The following is a 17,000-nucleotide window of genomic DNA, read 5'->3' as shown; positions in this document are numbered from 1 at the left end:
TGGCTCAGTGGTTCAGCTGACCGGGAGGAGGCCGAGTGCGATCAGGACACCCACGCCGAGGATGGGAACGCAGTAGTACTTCAGGAGTGGGGCGAACATCTTCGACGGATCGACTCGCGCGATGCCCGCAGCAACGTAGATCGGTGCGCCGGAGGGGGGCGATGCACCTTCGGTCGAGGCGAAGACGAGAACGGCGGCCGCGGCGACGGGTGCCGGAATTCCCACTCCCACCAGTGCTGCCACGGCGACGCCACCGACGGCCGCCATGGTGGCGGAGGCCGTGAGCGGGATGGCGATGACGACGATGATGATGCCGACGAGGACGGCCATGAGCCATGCCGGTGCGCTCAGGCTGGCGAGGACGCTGGTCAGCTGGGCGGGAAGTCCGAGGTCGCCCAGGACGTTGGATGCGGAGAAGGCAGCGACGATGGTGACACCGATGACGCCGAACTGAGGTGCGGTGTCGCCGAGGATCTTCCACCATCCCTTGCCCGTGCGGGGCAGGTGCTTACGGCCGAGGAAGAACACCAGCAGGATCATCAGCACCGGGATCCATGTGATGAGACTGATGGCGCTGGACATCACGAGATCGGTGTACCGGGCGATCGGTGCGGCGATCGGTCCTCGGGTGAGGAGCAGCGGAACGATGATCGGCACGAACAGCAGGAGTGACGTCCACCCTGCGCGCAGGCTCTTCTTCGCCGGGATGCGATCCTCGGGCGAAATCGGCTGCAATCCGTTCTTGCGCACCAGGTAGTAGTTGAGCGCGAGGCGATACCCGAGGCACCAGAGACCGGCGAGCGCGAGCGGCAGAATGATCTCGTCCGGTTCCATCAGTCCGGTGACCGTGGTCGAACCGACGAGGATGAACATGGTTGCACTGAAGGGGAACGTGACTCCCATGCCGGCGCATCCGGCGACGACGGTGGCGGACAGTTCGCCGCTGACTCCCGATCGCTTCATCCAGGGGACGGTCACGGAACCGACTGCGGCAGTGACCGATGCTCCGACGTGTGCGATGGCCCCGAACATGCCGCCCGCGACGGTGGAGGTGTAGATCGGACCGCCGCGCAGGCGCCCGAAGAACGAGTTGAGAATGTCGATCAGTCGATCGAGGACCGGAGTCTTGGCGAGTACGAAGCTCATGAAGATGAAGGCGAGACCGGCGAAGGTCACCTCCTCCTGCATGGAGTCGAGGAAGCCGTTCCACATGTATTCGGGTGCGTGACGTCCGGCGAAGGCGCCGACGACCAGGAACCCGACGATCATGGACTCGCCGATGTTGCGCTTGAGCACGGCGTTCCAGAAGATGATGGCCGCGATGAAGGCGACCAGAGCCCAGATGGCCATCACGATTCGGCCCTTTCGGCAATGATGGCGGCCCGCCGCTGCGCCTCGTCCGCTTCGACGGCGCGGCCACCGGCCAAGCTGGTGAACGCCTCTGCGGCCGGCACGATGATGACGCCGTCGTCGTCGGCGACGACGAGATCTCCGGGATTACAGACCACACCGCCCACTGCGACGGGGATGTCGTTGTACCCGGGTCCGTCCTTGTACGGACCGGCAGGGTTGACCGCACGCGCCCAGACGCCGAATCCGATTTCTTCCAGTACCTCGATGTCGCGAGCGGCACCGTCGATGACCATGCCGACGCAGCCACGCGAGCGTGCGCGCTCGGCCAGCAGTTCGCCCATCAGCGCACGATCGAGATGGCCCTGACCGTTGATGACGATCACCTCGCCGGGTAGTACCTTCGCCACCGCAACCTGCAGGGCCTTGTTGTCACCTGCGCGCGTCCAGACGGTTCGAGCTCGTCCCACTGTCCGCGCACCCTTCCACATGGCGTGGATGCCGGAATCGAGCATCCCCATGCGATCACGTGCGTCACCGATGTTGGCGACCGGAAGACCAGCGTATGCCTCTGCGAGTTCGGTGACGTCGCGTCCGTTGGCGTCGGCCAGCGCGGAGTGCAGTTCGGCTGCGGCGCCCGCCATGACCGGGCGTACTCCGAGTTCGTCCAGCAGCTCCACGGACGCTGCGGCCTCGACCGCGCGTCGTGCCGCGTGCTTGCGGGTTCCGTCCTGCAACCGATCGAGCGATGCAAAGCCGTCGGTCAGTTCGGCCGCGATCTGATCGCGCATCCACTGCTCGGCCCCGGCGGCCGCACCAGCGTCGGTGGATTCGACGATCAGGGCACCGAGTCCCTTCATGAAGCTGCTACGCAGCAACTTTCGGCGTGAGGCGTCTCCGGGAGCGCCCGCGATGTCCTCGACCGACGCACCGAGCGACCGGAAGTGCTCAGCGGCGGACGACGACCCTGCGCCGCTGACGACGAGCGCGGTGCGGGCACCGTTGGCGGGCACCGATCCGACGACGGCGACATCGGCGAAGGCGACGTCGGCGGACGACGTGACTGCCTCGGCCACCGCTGCCTTCACGCTCGCGGACGCGGAGTTCATGTCGGCGAACGTCGCCCCTGCACGCAGGTGCGGGCCCGCGGACGTCGCCGCGGCCACGGCGACCTTGGAGCTGGTCAGGCTCAGAACGAGGTCTGCGTCGCGGACGGCGTCGGCGACGTCGTCGAACCTCGTGACCTCTGGCGGCGTGGTGGTGTCGGCCGGGTCGAAGCCCGTCACCTCCCACCCGCTGGACGCGAAACCCGTCGCGTACAGGGTTCCGGCTTCACCGAGACCCAAGATGGCTACCTTCACTGCGACCTCTCATTCTGTGATAACTCTTATCACTTGATGCTGTAATGGTGGTCACAAGAAATCGAGGATGTCAAGGGGGTCACAACGTGGGGGCGACCCGAGACGAGACACGAGGCGGCCGAGGCACGACCTCGACCGGTGGGCGGCGCTGGTCCGACAAGCACCCAGCAGCGTCACTACACCGGGTCGAAGACGCTGTCCTCCTTCAGGATTGGCGCACTGCGTCCGGTGCGAGGTCGAGCCGACGAAGCAGCTGCGCGTTGGCGGCGACGATAACCGTCGACGCAGACATCAGGACGGCGCCGATCGACATCGGGAGGACGAACCCGACCGGGGCGAGCACACCTGCCGCAAGAGGAACGGAGATCAGGTTGTATCCCGCCGCCCACCAGAGGTTCTGCTTCATCTTCCGGTAGGACGCGCGAGACAGCTCGATCACCGACAGCACCGATCGTGGGTCGTCGCCGGCGAGGACGACACCTGCCGAGGCGATGGCGACGTCGGTGCCCGCACCGATGGCGATGCCGACGTCGGCCTGCGCCAGGGCGGGGGCGTCGTTCACACCGTCACCGACCATGGCTACGACGCGGCCCTCGCGTTGCAGAGCAGCGACGGTGTCGGACTTGTCCTCGGGCTTCACACCGGCGAAGTACCGGTCCACCCCGAGTGTGGCGGCGACGGATTTCGCGACTGCGTCGGCGTCGCCGGTGATCATGACCACCTCGACCTTCCGGTCGTGCAGCGCGTCGACGGCATCCCGCGACTGCGCGCGAATCTCGTCGGCGAGCGCGAGTGCACCGATCACGGCGCCGCCGGCGAGAACGTGCAGGATGATGGTCCCTTCCGCCCGCCACTGTTCGGCGACGGCCAGCTCCGCGGCGTGTTCCTGCTCTAGCAGCGCCGGCCCACCGACCGCGACGCTGGTCCCGTCGACGTCGGCGGACACCCCGACCGCCGGGGACGACCGAAGTTCTGAGGCGTTCGGGGCGGTCAGGCGTCGCCGTTTCGCTGCATCGACGATGGCGCGTGCGAGAGGGTGCTCGGAGTCCGCTTCGACAGCGGCCGCCAGCGCCAGGACCTCGTCGTCGGTGTGGCCGCCCACCGCGTGCACCGCAGTGACGGTGGGTTCTCCTTTCGTGAGCGTCCCGGTCTTGTCGAACAGGACGGTGTCGACAGTCCGCATCGACTCGAGCGCGAGCCGGTCCTTGACCAGCACGCCTCCGCGGGCCGCGCGTTCGGTGGCGATGGCGGCCACCAGCGGGATCGCCAGCCCGAGGGCGTGCGGGCAGGCGATGACCAACACCGTGATCGTGCGGATCACGGCGTCGTCGGGCATACCGAACACCGTCCACACCACGGCGGTGACGACCGCAGCGCCGAGGGCGAACCAGAACAGCCACCCGGCAGCGGTGTCGGCGATGCGTTGCGCCCGTGACGACGAGTTCTGGGCGTCGGCGACGAGGCGGCCGATGCCGGCAAGTGCCGTGTCCGCCCCTACTGCCGTGACCTGGACGCGTACCCCGGAGTCGGTGGCCACCGTTCCGGCGACGACGTGATCCCCCTCGCCGCGGCGCACAGTGCGGGATTCGCCGGTGATCATCGCCTCGTCCATGCTCGTCGAACCGGAGACGGCGGTGCCGTCGGCGGGTACACGGCCGCCGGGGCGGACGACGACGACATCGCCGACGCGCAGCTCGCTCGGCGACACCGGCACCGTGTCGTCGCCGTCGACTCGCTCGGCGGTGTCGGGGAGCAACGCAGCCAGTGAATCCAGCGCGGAGGTGGTCTGGGCGAGTGAGCGCATCTCGATCCAGTGACCCAGCAGCATGATCACGATCAGCAGGGCGAGTTCCCACCAGAAGTCGAGTCGATGATCCAGCAGGCCCACGCTCGCGCCCATCGACGCGGTGAACGCGACGGTGATCGCCAGTGCGATGAGCAGCATCATTCCCGGTGCACGCGAACGGATCTCACCGACCGCTCCGGTCAGGAAGGGTGAGCCACCCCACGCGAACATCACAATCCCCAACACCGGTGAGATCCAGTCGACCCACCATGTGTCCGGGAGCGAGTACCCGACGAGCATCGCGAACATTCCCGACGCCGCGATCACGGGGATCGCGATTACCAGCATGATCCAGAACAAGCGCCGGAACATCCCGACGTGATCGGCGTGACCACCGTGACCGGCATGGCCACCGTGTTCGGCATGGCCGCCGTGCTCGGGTGAGTGCGGCTGTTCGCTCATCGCGTGTCCTTACTCTCGATATACCCCCCAGGGGTATGCCTGGTCATATCGGAGAGTACGCCTACCCGAACGGGAGTGACAGGGTGCGGTCACACGGTAGCGGTCGCCGGCACCATTACGCCCGGTCGAACACCTTGCCCGGGTTGAGAATTCGCTGCGGATCCAGCGCGTCCTTGACGGCGCGGTGCATCGCCAGCACGGCCGGGTCGAGTTCCTGCGCGAGTCCGTGCATCTTGAGCAGTCCGACGCCGTGTTCCCCGGTCACCGTCCCGCCCAATTCCAATGCGGCGTCGATGATGTCGTCGAACGCTGCCTGTGCTCGTGATCGTGCGTCGTCGTCGTCACGCGGAGTGATCAGAAGCGGATGAAGATTGCCGTCCCCGGCGTGAGCGATGTTGGCGATGACGATGTCGCGTTCGACACCGATCCTCTCGATGCGCGAGAGCATCTCGGCCACATGACGTTTGGGAACGCAGACGTCCTCGGTCAGTACCGGCCCGAGCCGTTCCATCGCCGGGTACGCGAGACGACGCGCCGCAAACAACGCGTCGGCCTCCTCCTGATCCGTCGACACGGCCGACCAGGTGGCACCGCACTCCTCGAAGCAGGCCAGCATCTTCTCGGCCTCGATGGTGCCCACTTCACCCGCCGTGTCCACTCGACCGAGCAGCACCACGTTCGCGTCGACGGACAGGCCCATGTTCTTCCAGGCGTCCACCGCCTCGAGACAGACCTTGTCCACGAGTTCGAGGGCGGACGGCGTGAGTCCGGCCGCGGCCACGGCACTCACCGCTCGGCCGGCGTCGACGATCGAGTCGAAGTACCCCGCCACGGTGCGCTGCGGTTCCTGCAGCGGACGCAGCTTCACGGTGATCTCGGTGATGATTCCCAGCGTGCCCTCGGAGCCGACCATGAGGCCGGCGAGGTCGTAGCCGGCCACACCCTTCGCGGTCCGGCGGCCCAGACGGACTTTCTCACCCGTGCCGGTGACGACTTCCATCCCCATCACGTAGTCACGGGTGACGCCGTACTTGACGCAGCACAGCCCACCCGCGTTCGTGGCGACGTTGCCTCCGATGGTCGACCAGGGTGAGCTGGCGGGGTCCGGTGGGTACCACAGTCCGACGTCGGCGGCGGCGTCTCGAAGGTGGTCGTTCACGACACCGGGTTGCACGACGGCGTAGCGCTCGAGTTGGTCGATCTCCGTGATCGCGTTCATCCGATCCAGGGCGAGGACGACGCTGCCCTCCGTCGCATTCGCCCCGCCGGACAACCCCGTGCCGGCGCCGCGGGTGACGATCGGCGTCCCGTGCTCGAGGCACGCACGCACCGTGGCCTGCACCTCGTCGCTGGTGGTCGGGCGAACCACGGCCACGGGAAGCGCGGACGGAGCCCACTCGGCTTCGTCGTGCCGGTAGGACCCCATCACGTCCTCGTCGAGGACGACGCGGTCGGGCGGGAGGACTGCCTGCAGCGACTCTACGATCACACCTTCGACACTAGATGCGACCGGCGTTCTACCGGTCGGCATCTCCCGTCGACGGCCGGAGCTGAACCAGGGTCTGCCGGGTCGCCACCGCGACGACGTCGCCGTTCTGGTTGCGACCGGTGTGCTCGAACGTGACCACTCCTTCACCGGGCCGGCTCCGCGACTCCCTCTTGTCGACGATGCGCGTCTCGGCGTAGAGGGTGTCGCCGTGCATCACCGGCTTCGGGAATCGGATGTCGGAGAAGCCGAGGTTGGCGACGATGGTCCCCTGAGTCAGCTGGGCGACCGACAACCCCACGAGAGTCGACAGGGTCAGCATCGAATTGACCAGTCGCTGCCCGAAGGCCGTCTGCTCGCTGTACGCGGCGTCGAGATGCAGCGCCTGCGTGTTCATGGTCACCGTGGTGAACAGGACGTTGTCGGCTTCGGTGAGCGTGCGACCCGGCCGGTGTTCGTACACCGCGCCCAGCTCCATTTCCTCGAACCACAACCCGCGCTGCACGATTCGCGGCGCTGCCGTCTCCTCCGTGGTCATCTCATGCGTCCTTCTCGTCGTCGCCGGCATCGCTGCGAGGAGACACCCGTGCAAGGGGTTGGTCGACCCGGACCTGCTCACCCGCCGACACCAGAATTTCCACGACTCCGTCGACGGGTGCGGTCAGAGCGTGCTCCATCTTCATTGCTTCCACCACCAGCAGCGTCTGCCCTGCGGCGACGTCTGCGCCGGACTCCACGCCGACGTCGATCACGGTGCCGGGCATGGGGCTGAGCACCTCGGCGCTGCCTTCGTGCGCCGCGTCGACCCGAGCGCCCCGCTCGTCCACCTCGCGCACAGAAACGGTGCCGTCGGCACCGGCCAACCAGATGGTGTCGCCCGCGACGGCGACTCGATGCGAGGTGCGTCGTCCGTCGTAGGTCATCGACAGCCTGCCGTCGATCAGCGCCGCCGACACCGACACGGGCTCGGCCTCGTCGATCCAGACCTTTGCGTCGTCGGGATCACCGGTGATGCGGACGTGGATCGTCGGGCCCGAGGCGGAGAGCGCCACCGTCGTCGGCGCGGGCGAACCCATGCGCCAACCGGTGGGTCGATCCCATGGATCGGCACCGGCGCCGGCCGGCCATCGTCGCAGCCAGAGGAACACGGCGGCGGCCACGATGTCGGAGTCCGATGCCTGTACCGCGGCGAAGTCGCCCAGTCTGCGATCGAGCAGTCCGGTGTCGAGGTTGCCGCGAACGACGTCCGGATCGGCGAGCAGGAAACGCGCGAAATCGATGTTCGTGACCACGCCCAGCACGCCCGTCTCCGCCAGCGCTCGATCCAGTGTGCGCAGCGCCGACGCGCGATCGACCGAATGCGCGATCACCTTCGCGAGCATGGGGTCGTAGTCGCTTCCCACCACGGTGCCCGGCCGCAGACCCGAGTCCACCCGCACGCCGGGACCGGACGGTTCCACGACGTCGACGACGGTGCCGCCGGTGGGGAGGAATCCTCGAGCGGGATCTTCGGCGTACACGCGCGCTTCGATCGCGTGACCGGTCAGGGTGACGTCCTCTTGGGCGAACCCGAGCGGCTCACCGGCTGCGACGCGCACCTGCCACTCGACCAGATCGAGCCCGGTCACCATTTCGGTGACAGGGTGTTCGACCTGCAGGCGGGTGTTCATCTCCATGAAGAAGAACTCGTCCGGCGCGTCGGCGGAGACGATGAACTCCACCGTTCCGGCGCCGGTGTAGTCGACACTGCGGGCCGTGTTGCAGGCGGCTTCACCGATGCGAGCGCGCGTGGCCTCGTCGAGCAGAGGCGACGGCGCCTCCTCGATCACCTTCTGGTGGCGACGTTGGAGGCTGCACTCCCGCTCCCCGAGGTGGACGACGTTGCCGTGCCGGTCGGCCAGGACCTGCACCTCGATGTGCCGGGGGCGCAACACGAATCGCTCGATGAAGAGCGTGTCGTCGCCGAAGGACGATGCGGCCTCGCGGCGGGCGCTGCGCAGTGCCTCGGGCAGCGCGTTCGGTTCCTCGACCAGCCGCATACCCTTGCCGCCGCCACCCGCGGACGGCTTGACGAGGACGGGGTAGCCGATGTCGCCTGCCGCGGTGACGAGTTGATCGTCCGACAGACCGGGCTCGGCGATGCCCGGAACCACGGGAACACCGAACTTCGCGACGGCGTTCTTCGCGGTGATCTTGTCGCCCATCACCTCGATGGCACGGGCATCGGGGCCGATGAACGCGATGCCGGCCCGAGCACACGCCGCAGCGAAAGCGGCGTTCTCCGAGAGGAATCCGTAGCCGGGGTGGACGGCGTGCGCTCCCGTGCGTACCGCTGCCGCGACCACCTTGTCGATGTCGAGGTAGCTCTCACGCGCTGCAGCCGGTCCCAACAGCACGGCAGTGTCCGCTTCGGCGACGTGGCGAGCGTTCCGGTCCGGTTCGCTGTACACCGCTACCGACCGAATTCCCATGGCGCGCAGGGTGCGAATGATGCGAACAGCGATCTCGCCGCGGTTGGCGACGAGGACGGTATCGATTCGAAAAGTGCCGGTCACGTCAAGCTCACATTCTGAAAACGCCGTAGGAAACCGGTTCGATCGGTGCGTTTGCGCACACCGACAGAGCCAGTCCGAGAACAGTTCTCGTCTCTGCAGGGTCGATGATGCCGTCGTCCCACAGCCGTGCGGTGGAGTAGTAGGGGTTGCCCTGCTCCTCGTACTGCTGACGAATCGGCGCCTTGAAGGACTCTTCCTCTTCTGTACTCCACTCCGTCCCCGCGTTCTCGTGCTGCTCGCGCCGCACGGTCGCCAGGACCGACGATGCCTGTTCGCCGCCCATCACGGAAATACGGGCATTGGGCCACATCCACAGGAATCTCGGCGAGTAGGAGCGCCCACACATCGAATAGTTACCGGCGCCGTAGGACCCGCCGATGACCACCGTCAGCTTGGGAACGCGAGCACACGCGACCGCGGTGACCATCTTGGCGCCGTGCTTGGCGATGCCGGCGGCCTCGTACTCGCGTCCCACCATGAACCCGGTGATGTTCTGCAGGAACAACAACGGGACGCTGCGCTTGTCGCACAACTCGATGAAGTGCGCGCCCTTCACCGCTGATTCCCCGAACAGCACACCGTTGTTGGCGACGATGCCGACGGGGTGTCCCTCGATGTGCGCGAACGCGGTGACCAAGGTCTTGCCGTATTCGGCCTTGAACTCGTGGAACGTTCCGCCGTCGACGAGAGTCTCGATGACCGCGTGCACGTCGTAGGGAATGCGCGGGTCCGTCGGGACGATGTCGTACAGCGCGGTCTGATCCGCGGCCGACCCCACAGGCTTTGTTTCCCAGGGCCTTTCGGATCGAGGGCCGAAGGTCTCGACGATGTCGCGCACGATGCGCAGGGCATCACGATCGTCCTCGGCGAGATGATCGGTCACTCCGGACACCTTCGAATGCAGATCCCCACCGCCCAACTCCTCGGCCGTGACCACCTCACCGGTTGCGGCCTTCACCAGCGGCGGCCCGCCCAGGAAGATGGTGCCCTGATTGCGGACGATGACGGCCTCGTCACTCATGGCCGGGACGTACGCACCGCCGGCCGTGCAGGACCCCATGACCGCGGCGATCTGCGGGATGCCGCGCGCACTCATGGTGGCCTGGTTGTAGAAGATGCGGCCGAAGTTGTCGCGATCGGGAAACACCTCGTCCTGCATCGGCAGAAACGCGCCTCCCGAATCGACGAGGTAGATGCACGGCAAGGTGTTCTGCAGTGCGATCTCCTGTGCGCGGAGGTGCTTCTTCACCGTCATCGGGTAGTAGGTCCCACCCTTGACCGTGGCGTCGTTGGCGACCACGACGCATTCGCGTCCGGCCACTCGGCCGATTCCGGCGATGACACCCGCACCGGGGCTGGCGTCGTCGTAGAGGCCGTTGGCCGCGAGGGGTGCGATCTCGAGGAACGCACTGCCCGGGTCGAGCAACGTGTCGACACGATCACGCGGTAGCAACTTGCCGCGGGCGACGTGCCGCTCGCGCGCTTTCGCACTTCCCCCGAGCGCCGCCGCCGCGAGGCGGGATCGCAGGTCCTCGACCAGCGCGGTGTGCGCGCTTCTGTTGGTTGTCGTCCGGCTGTCCATTGGACCGAGACTTTCACCTCGAGGGCAGCCAGTCAAGTGTTTTCAATCAATCGATTGACTGGGACACGACGGATAATCGACGTCGAGCAGTCTTATCGATCAATCGATTGAACATCGTCGCTGGCAGACGCCGTGTAACATCGACGGAGCGACCGAGACGGGGGTGACCATGGACTTAGCACGGGTGCAACAGGCAGGCGTCACGCTGTTCTCTCGGAAAGGGTTCGCAGCCACCGGGATTCGGGAGCTCGGCGCGGAGGCGGGAATCAACTCCGCCACCCTGTACCACTACGTCGGCAGCAAGGAGCTGCTCCTCGCGTCCATCATCCGCTCGTGCCTGGAGGCAATGACGGACGCCGGTGAACGCGCACTCAAGCGCAGTGCCGATCCCACCGTGCAGCTGGCCGGACTCGTCGCAGCGCACGTCGGCTTCACTGCGGTGAATCGACTGACCGCCCGCGTCGCCGAGTACGAGATGCGGGGGCTCGAGGGGCTCAACCGCGACGAGATGCAGGCGATGCGCGACAACTACGAGGCCTTCTTCGGTCACGTGCTCGAACGTGGCGGCAGGATGGGCGTGTTCGAGGTCGGCGACCTGGCGCTGTCGAGACTCGCGGTGCTCGAGATGTGCACGGGCGTCGCTCACTGGTACCGGCCCGGCGGCCGCCTGACCTTGCCGGAAATTCAGGACTACTTCGTCCGAGCGGCGTTCCGGCTGTTCTCCGCAGACCACGCGGCGCTCGACGGGGTCGAGTTCTCGGACGAGATCCGTCGGTTGGACAGCGAGCCCGTGGCCACGCAGCCGGTCGCGTAAAGTATCCGAGACAGGTCGTCGCAGCTAACGGTCGGTCGACCGGGAGAGGAGCGTCCATGACCCAGCCGGTCACGTGGCATCACGAAGTGAGTCGCCAGGCGCGCATGCTGTCGCTCTCCATGAAGCTGGCGGTGAAGCCGACGTTGCGGTACTGGCCGTTGACCGACAACGGAATTCGAGCCATCGCGCACCTCGATCGCGTCGTGGACCGGGCACCGGTACCCAGGAGGGTCACGATCGATCAGGTCGACCTCGGCGGAGTTCGGTGCGAGAGAACGCATCACCCGCGCACGGCCACCGGATCACTGGCCGAGGCGAGCGTGCTGTATTTCCACGGCGGCGGATTCGTGTTCTGCGGCTTGGCAACACACCGTGGTGCGTGCGCGATGATCGCCGCTCGCGCCGGACTGCCGGTCTACTCGGTCGAGTACCGCCAGATTCCCCACGGCGGGATCGGAACGTCCATCTTCGACGCCATGACGGCGTATCGAGCTGCGCTGCAGTCGGTTCCGGACCCGAGCAAGATCATCGTCGCCGGCGATTCGGCCGGTGGGTACCTCGCGATGAAGGTGGCCGAACTCGCCGTGGCCGAAGGCATCGTGCCCCCGGCCGCCGTTCTCGGTTTCTCGCCGCTGCTGAACCTCGACCTTCGCAGTCATCCGCGTGACTTCATGCGCAAGGACGCCTATCTGCCGATGAAACAGGTGCTCGCATTGGAAGACCGGTGGCTCGGCGGCCCCGACGCGATCCCCGGAGCGCCCTCCCCCATCGACGCCGACCCGGCCCTGTTCCCGCCCGTGTTCCTCTCGACGGCGGAGTACGAACTGATGCGCCCGGACGTCGAGGAGATGACACGACGGCTCACCCACGCCGGTACGACGGTCGAGACACACATCTGGAAAGGGCAGGTGCACGCATTCCCGGTACTCGCCGGTGCGCTTCCCGAGGGACGGGCATTGCTGCGGCTCGCCGTCGATTTCGCCCGACGCCACGTGTGAGGGTCGTCGGCCGCACTCAGATGCCGGTCCGGATCGGTCCGGTGGTCGCACGAACCACCAGCTGCGGTGCCAGCACCACGGGCTCTGGGTCGACCCCGGCCAACAACGACAGCGTGGTGTCGATCGCCGACTGCGACAGCGCGCCCGCGTTCTGCGAGACGCTGGTCAGGCGAAGGTAGGACAGTTCGGCGAGTCTCGAATCGTCGTAGCCCACAACGGAAACAGACCCCGGAACGTCGACGCCGGCGCGAATCAGTGTGTCGAGAACGCCCGCAGCGCACCGGTCGTTGAAGGCCACCACCGCCGACGGGATCGGACCGTCGGCCATCATCTGCTGCATCGCAGCAGCGCCGCTGGATTCGGTGGGGCCACCGGCAACGATTCGCACGGCGACACCGAGCCGTCGTCCCGCCTCGAGAGCACCGAGACGACGATCGGCGCTACCGGGCGCGTCCGAACCGTCGATGTGCACGATGTCTCGATGACCCAGTGCAACAAGGTGTTCGATCGCGAGCCCCACGCCCGCGATGTCGTCCGACCGGACACTGGTCACGCCACGCGCTGCACTGTCGCGAGCAACCACGACCGTCGGCCGTTGCGACGCCACCTTCTGTAAGTCGTTGTCGGACAGACGCGTTCCAAGCATCACGATTGCCTCGCACCGCTCGCGCAGCACGGTGCGCAGCGCTTCCTGCTCCGACCGCGTCGGTGCGACCGCGCTGATGATGATGTCGTAGCCACGACCCGCGGCCGCCGCGTAGAGATGTTCGACCAGGTCGCCGTGAAAAGCTTGCTGCACCTCGAAGGTCACGCCGATCAGCCGGGAATCGCTCTGGCGAAGTTGTTGCGCTCGACGGTCGGGGACGTAGCCGAGTTCGTCCGCGATGCGCAGGACCCGCGCGCGGGTCTCGTCGCTCGCGCCGGCCACTCCCCGCATGACGATCGACACGAGTGCCGGCGACACCCCCGCCGCCCGAGCGACGTCCGCCATCTTGGGGGTGGCGCCCGGGTTGGGTTTCGGCACGGTGCTCTCATCCGGTCGGGGGTGGGTCTTGACCGATGATCGCACACGCTCTACCGTTCATCGAACTAGAACGTACTAGTACCTCTCACCTCGTAATTTCGGAGCAACTATGTCATCGACCGACCCTGTACGCATCGGCCTGATCGGCGCCGGCCGCATCGGAGCGAACCACGGCGAACTCGTCGCGCGACACGTTGTCGGCGCGTCGCTCGTCGCCGTCAGCGACCCGATCGGCGACGCGGCCGCGAGGCTTGCGGCCGACCTCGGCGCGCCGACTTCCACCGTCGACGTCGCCGACGTTCTGAACTCCGACGACGTCGACGCCGTCGTGATCGCCGCGCCGGCCCGCAGCCACACCGAGCTGGTGATCGCCGCGGCACGGGCCGGCAAACACGTGTTCTGCGAGAAGCCCATGGCCGTCACGCTCGCCGACGCCGACCGGGCGATCGCCGCGGCGCAGAACGCCGGTGTGGTCCTGCAAGTGGGCTTCAATCGCCGTTTCGCACCCGGATTCGCCGCTGCCCGTGCGGCTGTCGACGCCGGTCGAGTCGGCACCCCGCAACTGCTGCGCTCGCTCACACGCGATCCCGGCCCCTGGGGCGGAGATCCCGCACGAGTCCCGCAGTGGACCATCTTTCTCGAGACGCTCATTCACGATTTCGACACGCTGTGCTTCCTCAACCCCGGAGCGCGTCCGGTACGCGTCACTGCCGTCGCGGATGCCCTGATTCGCCCCGACGCCAAGGAGTCCGGACATCTCGACACCGCCGTGGTCACCGTCGTGTTCGACAACGGAGCCATCGCGACCGCCGAGGCGAGCTTCTCCGCGCTCTACGGTTACGACGTGCGCGGCGAGGTCTTCGGTTCCGCCGGAATGGTGACGGCAGGGCAAGGCAACAGCACCGACATGGTGTTCCACGGCAGCAACGGAATAGAGATCGACACCGCACGTCGCGACACCGACCTGCTGCGATCGTCGTACATCGGTGAGTTCACGGCCTTCGTCGACGCGATCCGAGCCGGTGGTCCCGCGCCGGTGACCGGTCACGACGCCCGCACCGCCCTGGCCGTCGCGCTCGCCGCGATTCGCAGTGTGGAGACCGGAGCATCGGTCGGCATGGACGAGGTCACCGCATGACCGGGTTCGAGCTCGCGGCCAGTGCCGAAATGCTGTATCTGGACGATCCTTTCGTCGAACGAGTCCGGAAGATTCACGCGCGCGGTCTTCGGGTGGAGATCTGGAACTGGGCCACCAAGGACATCGACGCGCTTGCTGCCACCGGGGCCGATTTCTCGTCGATGACCGGTTACCTCGAAGGAAACCTGACCGACGACGACGGTATCGAGGCGCTGTTGCGCACCGCCGCAGAGTCTTTGGAGGTTGCCGATCGCCTGGACTGCCCTCGATTGAACATGCACGGAACGGGACTCGACGGCAACGGTCTCCCCGTGCGACCGGTGGAGGTCGTCACGCCGTCGATGTGGCTGACCGCGGCCGACACGCTGCGCAGGGTCGCCGAGCTCGGTGAGGCCGCCGGACGGGTGTTCACACTCGAGAATCTGAACCTGGCCGTCGACCACCCCGGCACCCCGTTCGCCCGCGCGTCGGACACTCTCGCTCTGGTCTCGGCGGTGGCCAGCCCCCACCTGAAGATGAACCTCGACCTCTACCACGCCCAGATCGGCGAGGGGAATCTGATCGAGCTGCTGCGCGCGTCGTTGCCCCACATCGGCGAAATACAGGTCGCCGACGTACCCGGCCGGTGCGAACCGGGAACCGGCGAGATCAACTACCCCGCAATCGCTCGCGCGCTGAACGACCTCGGCTACTCGGGCGTGGTGGGGCTCGAGGGTTGGGCTCGGGACGACTCCGATGCCGCACTCGACGCATTCGTGGCAGCGTTCACCTGACGGGCCCGTTCTCACCCCCCGGACGTTGTCGGAGCAGCGTGCTAGCTTGCTGTCACATCGCCGGGGGGAGATCGAAAATGAACGCACAACCGTTGTCACTCAACGATATACAAAACTTCATGAAACGTCTGGCCGCGCCGGTCGACGACCCGAACGACGCGGCGCGGTACGAACGGATAGCCGTGCTCGAGTCGCTCAAAGCAGCGTGCGCCGCCGCGCAAGTCGGCCCGACCGTGACGGTGAACGCAACCACGACGGCACCCCGCGTGGTGAGCGACGGCACCGAGATCACCCGCATCGATTCGCGGAAGACGGTCGCGTCGGAACTCGGGCTCGCCCGCAAGACCTCTCCCACGGCCGATAGTCACTGGAACGTGCGGGCCGGCGTGCTGTTCACCGAGATGCCGCACACGCTGGCGCTGATGGCTGCGGGAGTTCTCACAGAGAAACGAGCCGAGATCCTGATTCGCGAGACCACCGGTCTGACAACATCCGAACGACAACAGATCGACCGCGAGCTGTGCGAGAACCCCGACACACTTCGCAACTGCGGAGACAGGTCGGTCGAAGCGCGCGCAAAGGCACGCGCGATCGCTCTGAACAACAAGGCCGTCGCGGATCGAGCCAGGACGGCCGAGCGAGAGCGCCGTGTGACCAGTAGGCCGGCACCCGATTGCATGGCGTACCTGACGGCGCTGGTACCGATGGCACAGTCCGTTGCGGTGTGGGCGACGCTGCGACGCGACGCGGATTCGCTGATCGCGACCGGAGAGTCCGACGGCCGGACCCGCGACCAGATCATGGCCGACCTTCTGGTGACCCGCGTGCTCGGTACCGAGAGCGCACGTGCGATTCCCGCTACCGTCAACGTCATCGTCTCCGACCGAACGCTCCTCGGCGGCGGTGACGCCGCCGCACATGTGGACGGTTACGGACCCGTTCCCGCATCGATACTGTTGCATGCCATCGCGGACCCGGACGCCGCCTCGAACTGCGCCGCCTGTATGCAAAGCCCGAGAGTGGTGAACTCGTTGCGGTGGAATCGACATCGCGCACATTTCCGGCCGGGTTGCGGCGGTGGATTACGTTTCGCGATCAGACCTGCCGAACCCCTTACTGCGACGCCCCGATTCGCCATGCCGACCACATCGTCGAGAGCGCTCGAGGCGGGCCCACGTCAGCACACAACGGAGCCGGTCTGTGCGCGCACTGCAATCAGGTCAAGAACGAGCCGGGATGGTCGGCCGCACCCCGGACTGCGCCCGGCGAGCATTCGTACGACCTGACGACACCCAGCGGACGACACGTCACGTCCACTGCCCCGCCGTCGCCCGTCCCTGAGCTGTACTCACTTCCGGAAGGTGTTGTCCTGCAGTGTCTGATCGACGCGGCGTGACGGGTCTCGAAAACACGTTGAGCGAAACCCCGCGGGGGCCTCCGCCGAACGAGATGATGGGTCACATGAGTGACAACGTGTATCGCGTAACGGAAATTGTCGGCACGTCCACCGAGGGGACGGACGACGCCATCAAGAAAGCCATCGCGCGCGCCAATTCGACGCTGCGGGAACTGGACTGGTTCGAGGTCGTGGAAACCCGCGGCCACATCGAGAACGGCGCCGTCGCACACTTCCAGGTGACGCTCAAGGTCGGGTTCAAGCTGGACGAGTGA

General features: G+C 66.7%; 14 protein-coding genes. 6 read left to right on the top strand and 8 right to left on the bottom strand.

Features of this window, described 5'->3' with window-relative positions:
- Nucleotides 1-12: 12 nt before the first annotated feature.
- The 7 genes from AC59JP_RS00355 to AC59JP_RS00325 all read right to left on the bottom strand — a co-directional run bounded on the left by AC59JP_RS00355 (nucleotide 13) and on the right by AC59JP_RS00325 (nucleotide 10,582).
- Nucleotides 13-1,350, bottom strand: coding sequence for a TRAP transporter large permease subunit (locus tag AC59JP_RS00355; RefSeq protein WP_497324821.1), 1,338 nt, complete (start codon nucleotides 1,348-1,350; stop codon nucleotides 13-15).
- Complete coding sequence (locus AC59JP_RS00350) at nucleotides 1,350-2,711, bottom strand: RraA family protein (RefSeq protein ID WP_497323640.1); 1,362 nt, start codon at nucleotides 2,709-2,711, stop codon at nucleotides 1,350-1,352. The genes AC59JP_RS00355 and AC59JP_RS00350 overlap by 1 nt, the downstream gene beginning before the upstream one ends.
- Nucleotides 2,712-2,916: 205 nt before the next feature.
- Entirely contained in the window at nucleotides 2,917-4,959 is a 2,043-nt protein-coding gene (locus AC59JP_RS00345) for a heavy metal translocating P-type ATPase (RefSeq protein ID WP_497323638.1), read from the bottom strand.
- A 115-nt stretch (nucleotides 4,960-5,074) separates the two neighbouring features.
- On the bottom strand, nucleotides 5,075-6,490 hold the full coding sequence (locus AC59JP_RS00340) for an FAD-binding oxidoreductase (protein WP_497323636.1): 1,416 nt from the start codon (nucleotides 6,488-6,490) through the stop codon (nucleotides 5,075-5,077).
- On the bottom strand, nucleotides 6,477-6,983 hold the full coding sequence (locus tag AC59JP_RS00335; protein ID WP_497323634.1) for a MaoC family dehydratase: 507 nt from the start codon (nucleotides 6,981-6,983) through the stop codon (nucleotides 6,477-6,479). Before AC59JP_RS00335 ends, AC59JP_RS00340 begins: the two co-directional genes overlap by 14 nt.
- A 1-nt stretch (nucleotide 6,984) precedes the next feature.
- Nucleotides 6,985-9,000 (bottom strand): acetyl/propionyl/methylcrotonyl-CoA carboxylase subunit alpha, encoded by a 2,016-nt coding sequence (locus tag AC59JP_RS00330; protein WP_497323633.1) that lies wholly within the window; start codon nucleotides 8,998-9,000, stop codon nucleotides 6,985-6,987.
- 7 nt (nucleotides 9,001-9,007) lie between these two features.
- Entirely contained in the window at nucleotides 9,008-10,582 is a 1,575-nt protein-coding gene (locus tag AC59JP_RS00325) for a carboxyl transferase domain-containing protein (protein ID WP_497323632.1), read from the bottom strand.
- 169 nt (nucleotides 10,583-10,751) lie between these two features.
- Between AC59JP_RS00325 and AC59JP_RS00320 the strand changes: the two genes are divergently transcribed.
- Nucleotides 10,752-11,396 carry a TetR/AcrR family transcriptional regulator gene (locus AC59JP_RS00320; RefSeq protein ID WP_497323631.1) on the top strand — a complete coding sequence of 215 codons (645 nt, stop codon included), beginning with the start codon at nucleotides 10,752-10,754 and terminating at the stop codon, nucleotides 11,394-11,396.
- Between the two features lie 56 nt (nucleotides 11,397-11,452).
- Nucleotides 11,453-12,394 (top strand): alpha/beta hydrolase, encoded by a 942-nt coding sequence (locus tag AC59JP_RS00315; protein WP_497323630.1) that lies wholly within the window; start codon nucleotides 11,453-11,455, stop codon nucleotides 12,392-12,394.
- A 16-nt stretch (nucleotides 12,395-12,410) separates the two neighbouring features.
- On the opposite strand, the gene AC59JP_RS00310 is transcribed toward AC59JP_RS00315, so the two are convergent.
- Nucleotides 12,411-13,385: a LacI family DNA-binding transcriptional regulator gene (locus tag AC59JP_RS00310; protein ID WP_497324820.1), complete on the bottom strand. Its 975-nt coding sequence runs from the start codon at nucleotides 13,383-13,385 to the stop codon at nucleotides 12,411-12,413.
- 142 nt (nucleotides 13,386-13,527) lie between these two features.
- Between AC59JP_RS00310 and AC59JP_RS00305 the strand changes: the two genes are divergently transcribed.
- The 4 genes from AC59JP_RS00305 (at nucleotide 13,528) to AC59JP_RS00290 (ending at nucleotide 17,000) form a co-directional block, all read left to right on the top strand.
- Nucleotides 13,528-14,556, top strand: a complete 1,029-nt coding sequence (locus AC59JP_RS00305) for a Gfo/Idh/MocA family oxidoreductase (RefSeq protein WP_497323629.1) — start codon at nucleotides 13,528-13,530, stop codon at nucleotides 14,554-14,556.
- Nucleotides 14,553-15,329 carry a TIM barrel protein gene (locus AC59JP_RS00300; protein WP_497323628.1) on the top strand — a complete coding sequence of 259 codons (777 nt, stop codon included), beginning with the start codon at nucleotides 14,553-14,555 and terminating at the stop codon, nucleotides 15,327-15,329. Before AC59JP_RS00305 ends, AC59JP_RS00300 begins: the two co-directional genes overlap by 4 nt.
- Before the next feature lie 1,036 nt (nucleotides 15,330-16,365).
- Nucleotides 16,366-16,725, top strand: a complete 360-nt coding sequence (locus AC59JP_RS00295; RefSeq protein ID WP_497323627.1) for an HNH endonuclease — start codon at nucleotides 16,366-16,368, stop codon at nucleotides 16,723-16,725.
- A gap of 65 nt (nucleotides 16,726-16,790) precedes the next feature.
- Nucleotides 16,791-17,000, top strand: coding sequence for a dodecin (locus AC59JP_RS00290; RefSeq protein ID WP_497323626.1), 210 nt, complete (start codon nucleotides 16,791-16,793; stop codon nucleotides 16,998-17,000).

This window comes from Rhodococcus sp. 320_ES, assembly GCF_059691855.1.
Note: the sequence above shows the minus strand (reverse complement) of the source record. Positions and strands in the feature narration are given on the sequence as shown.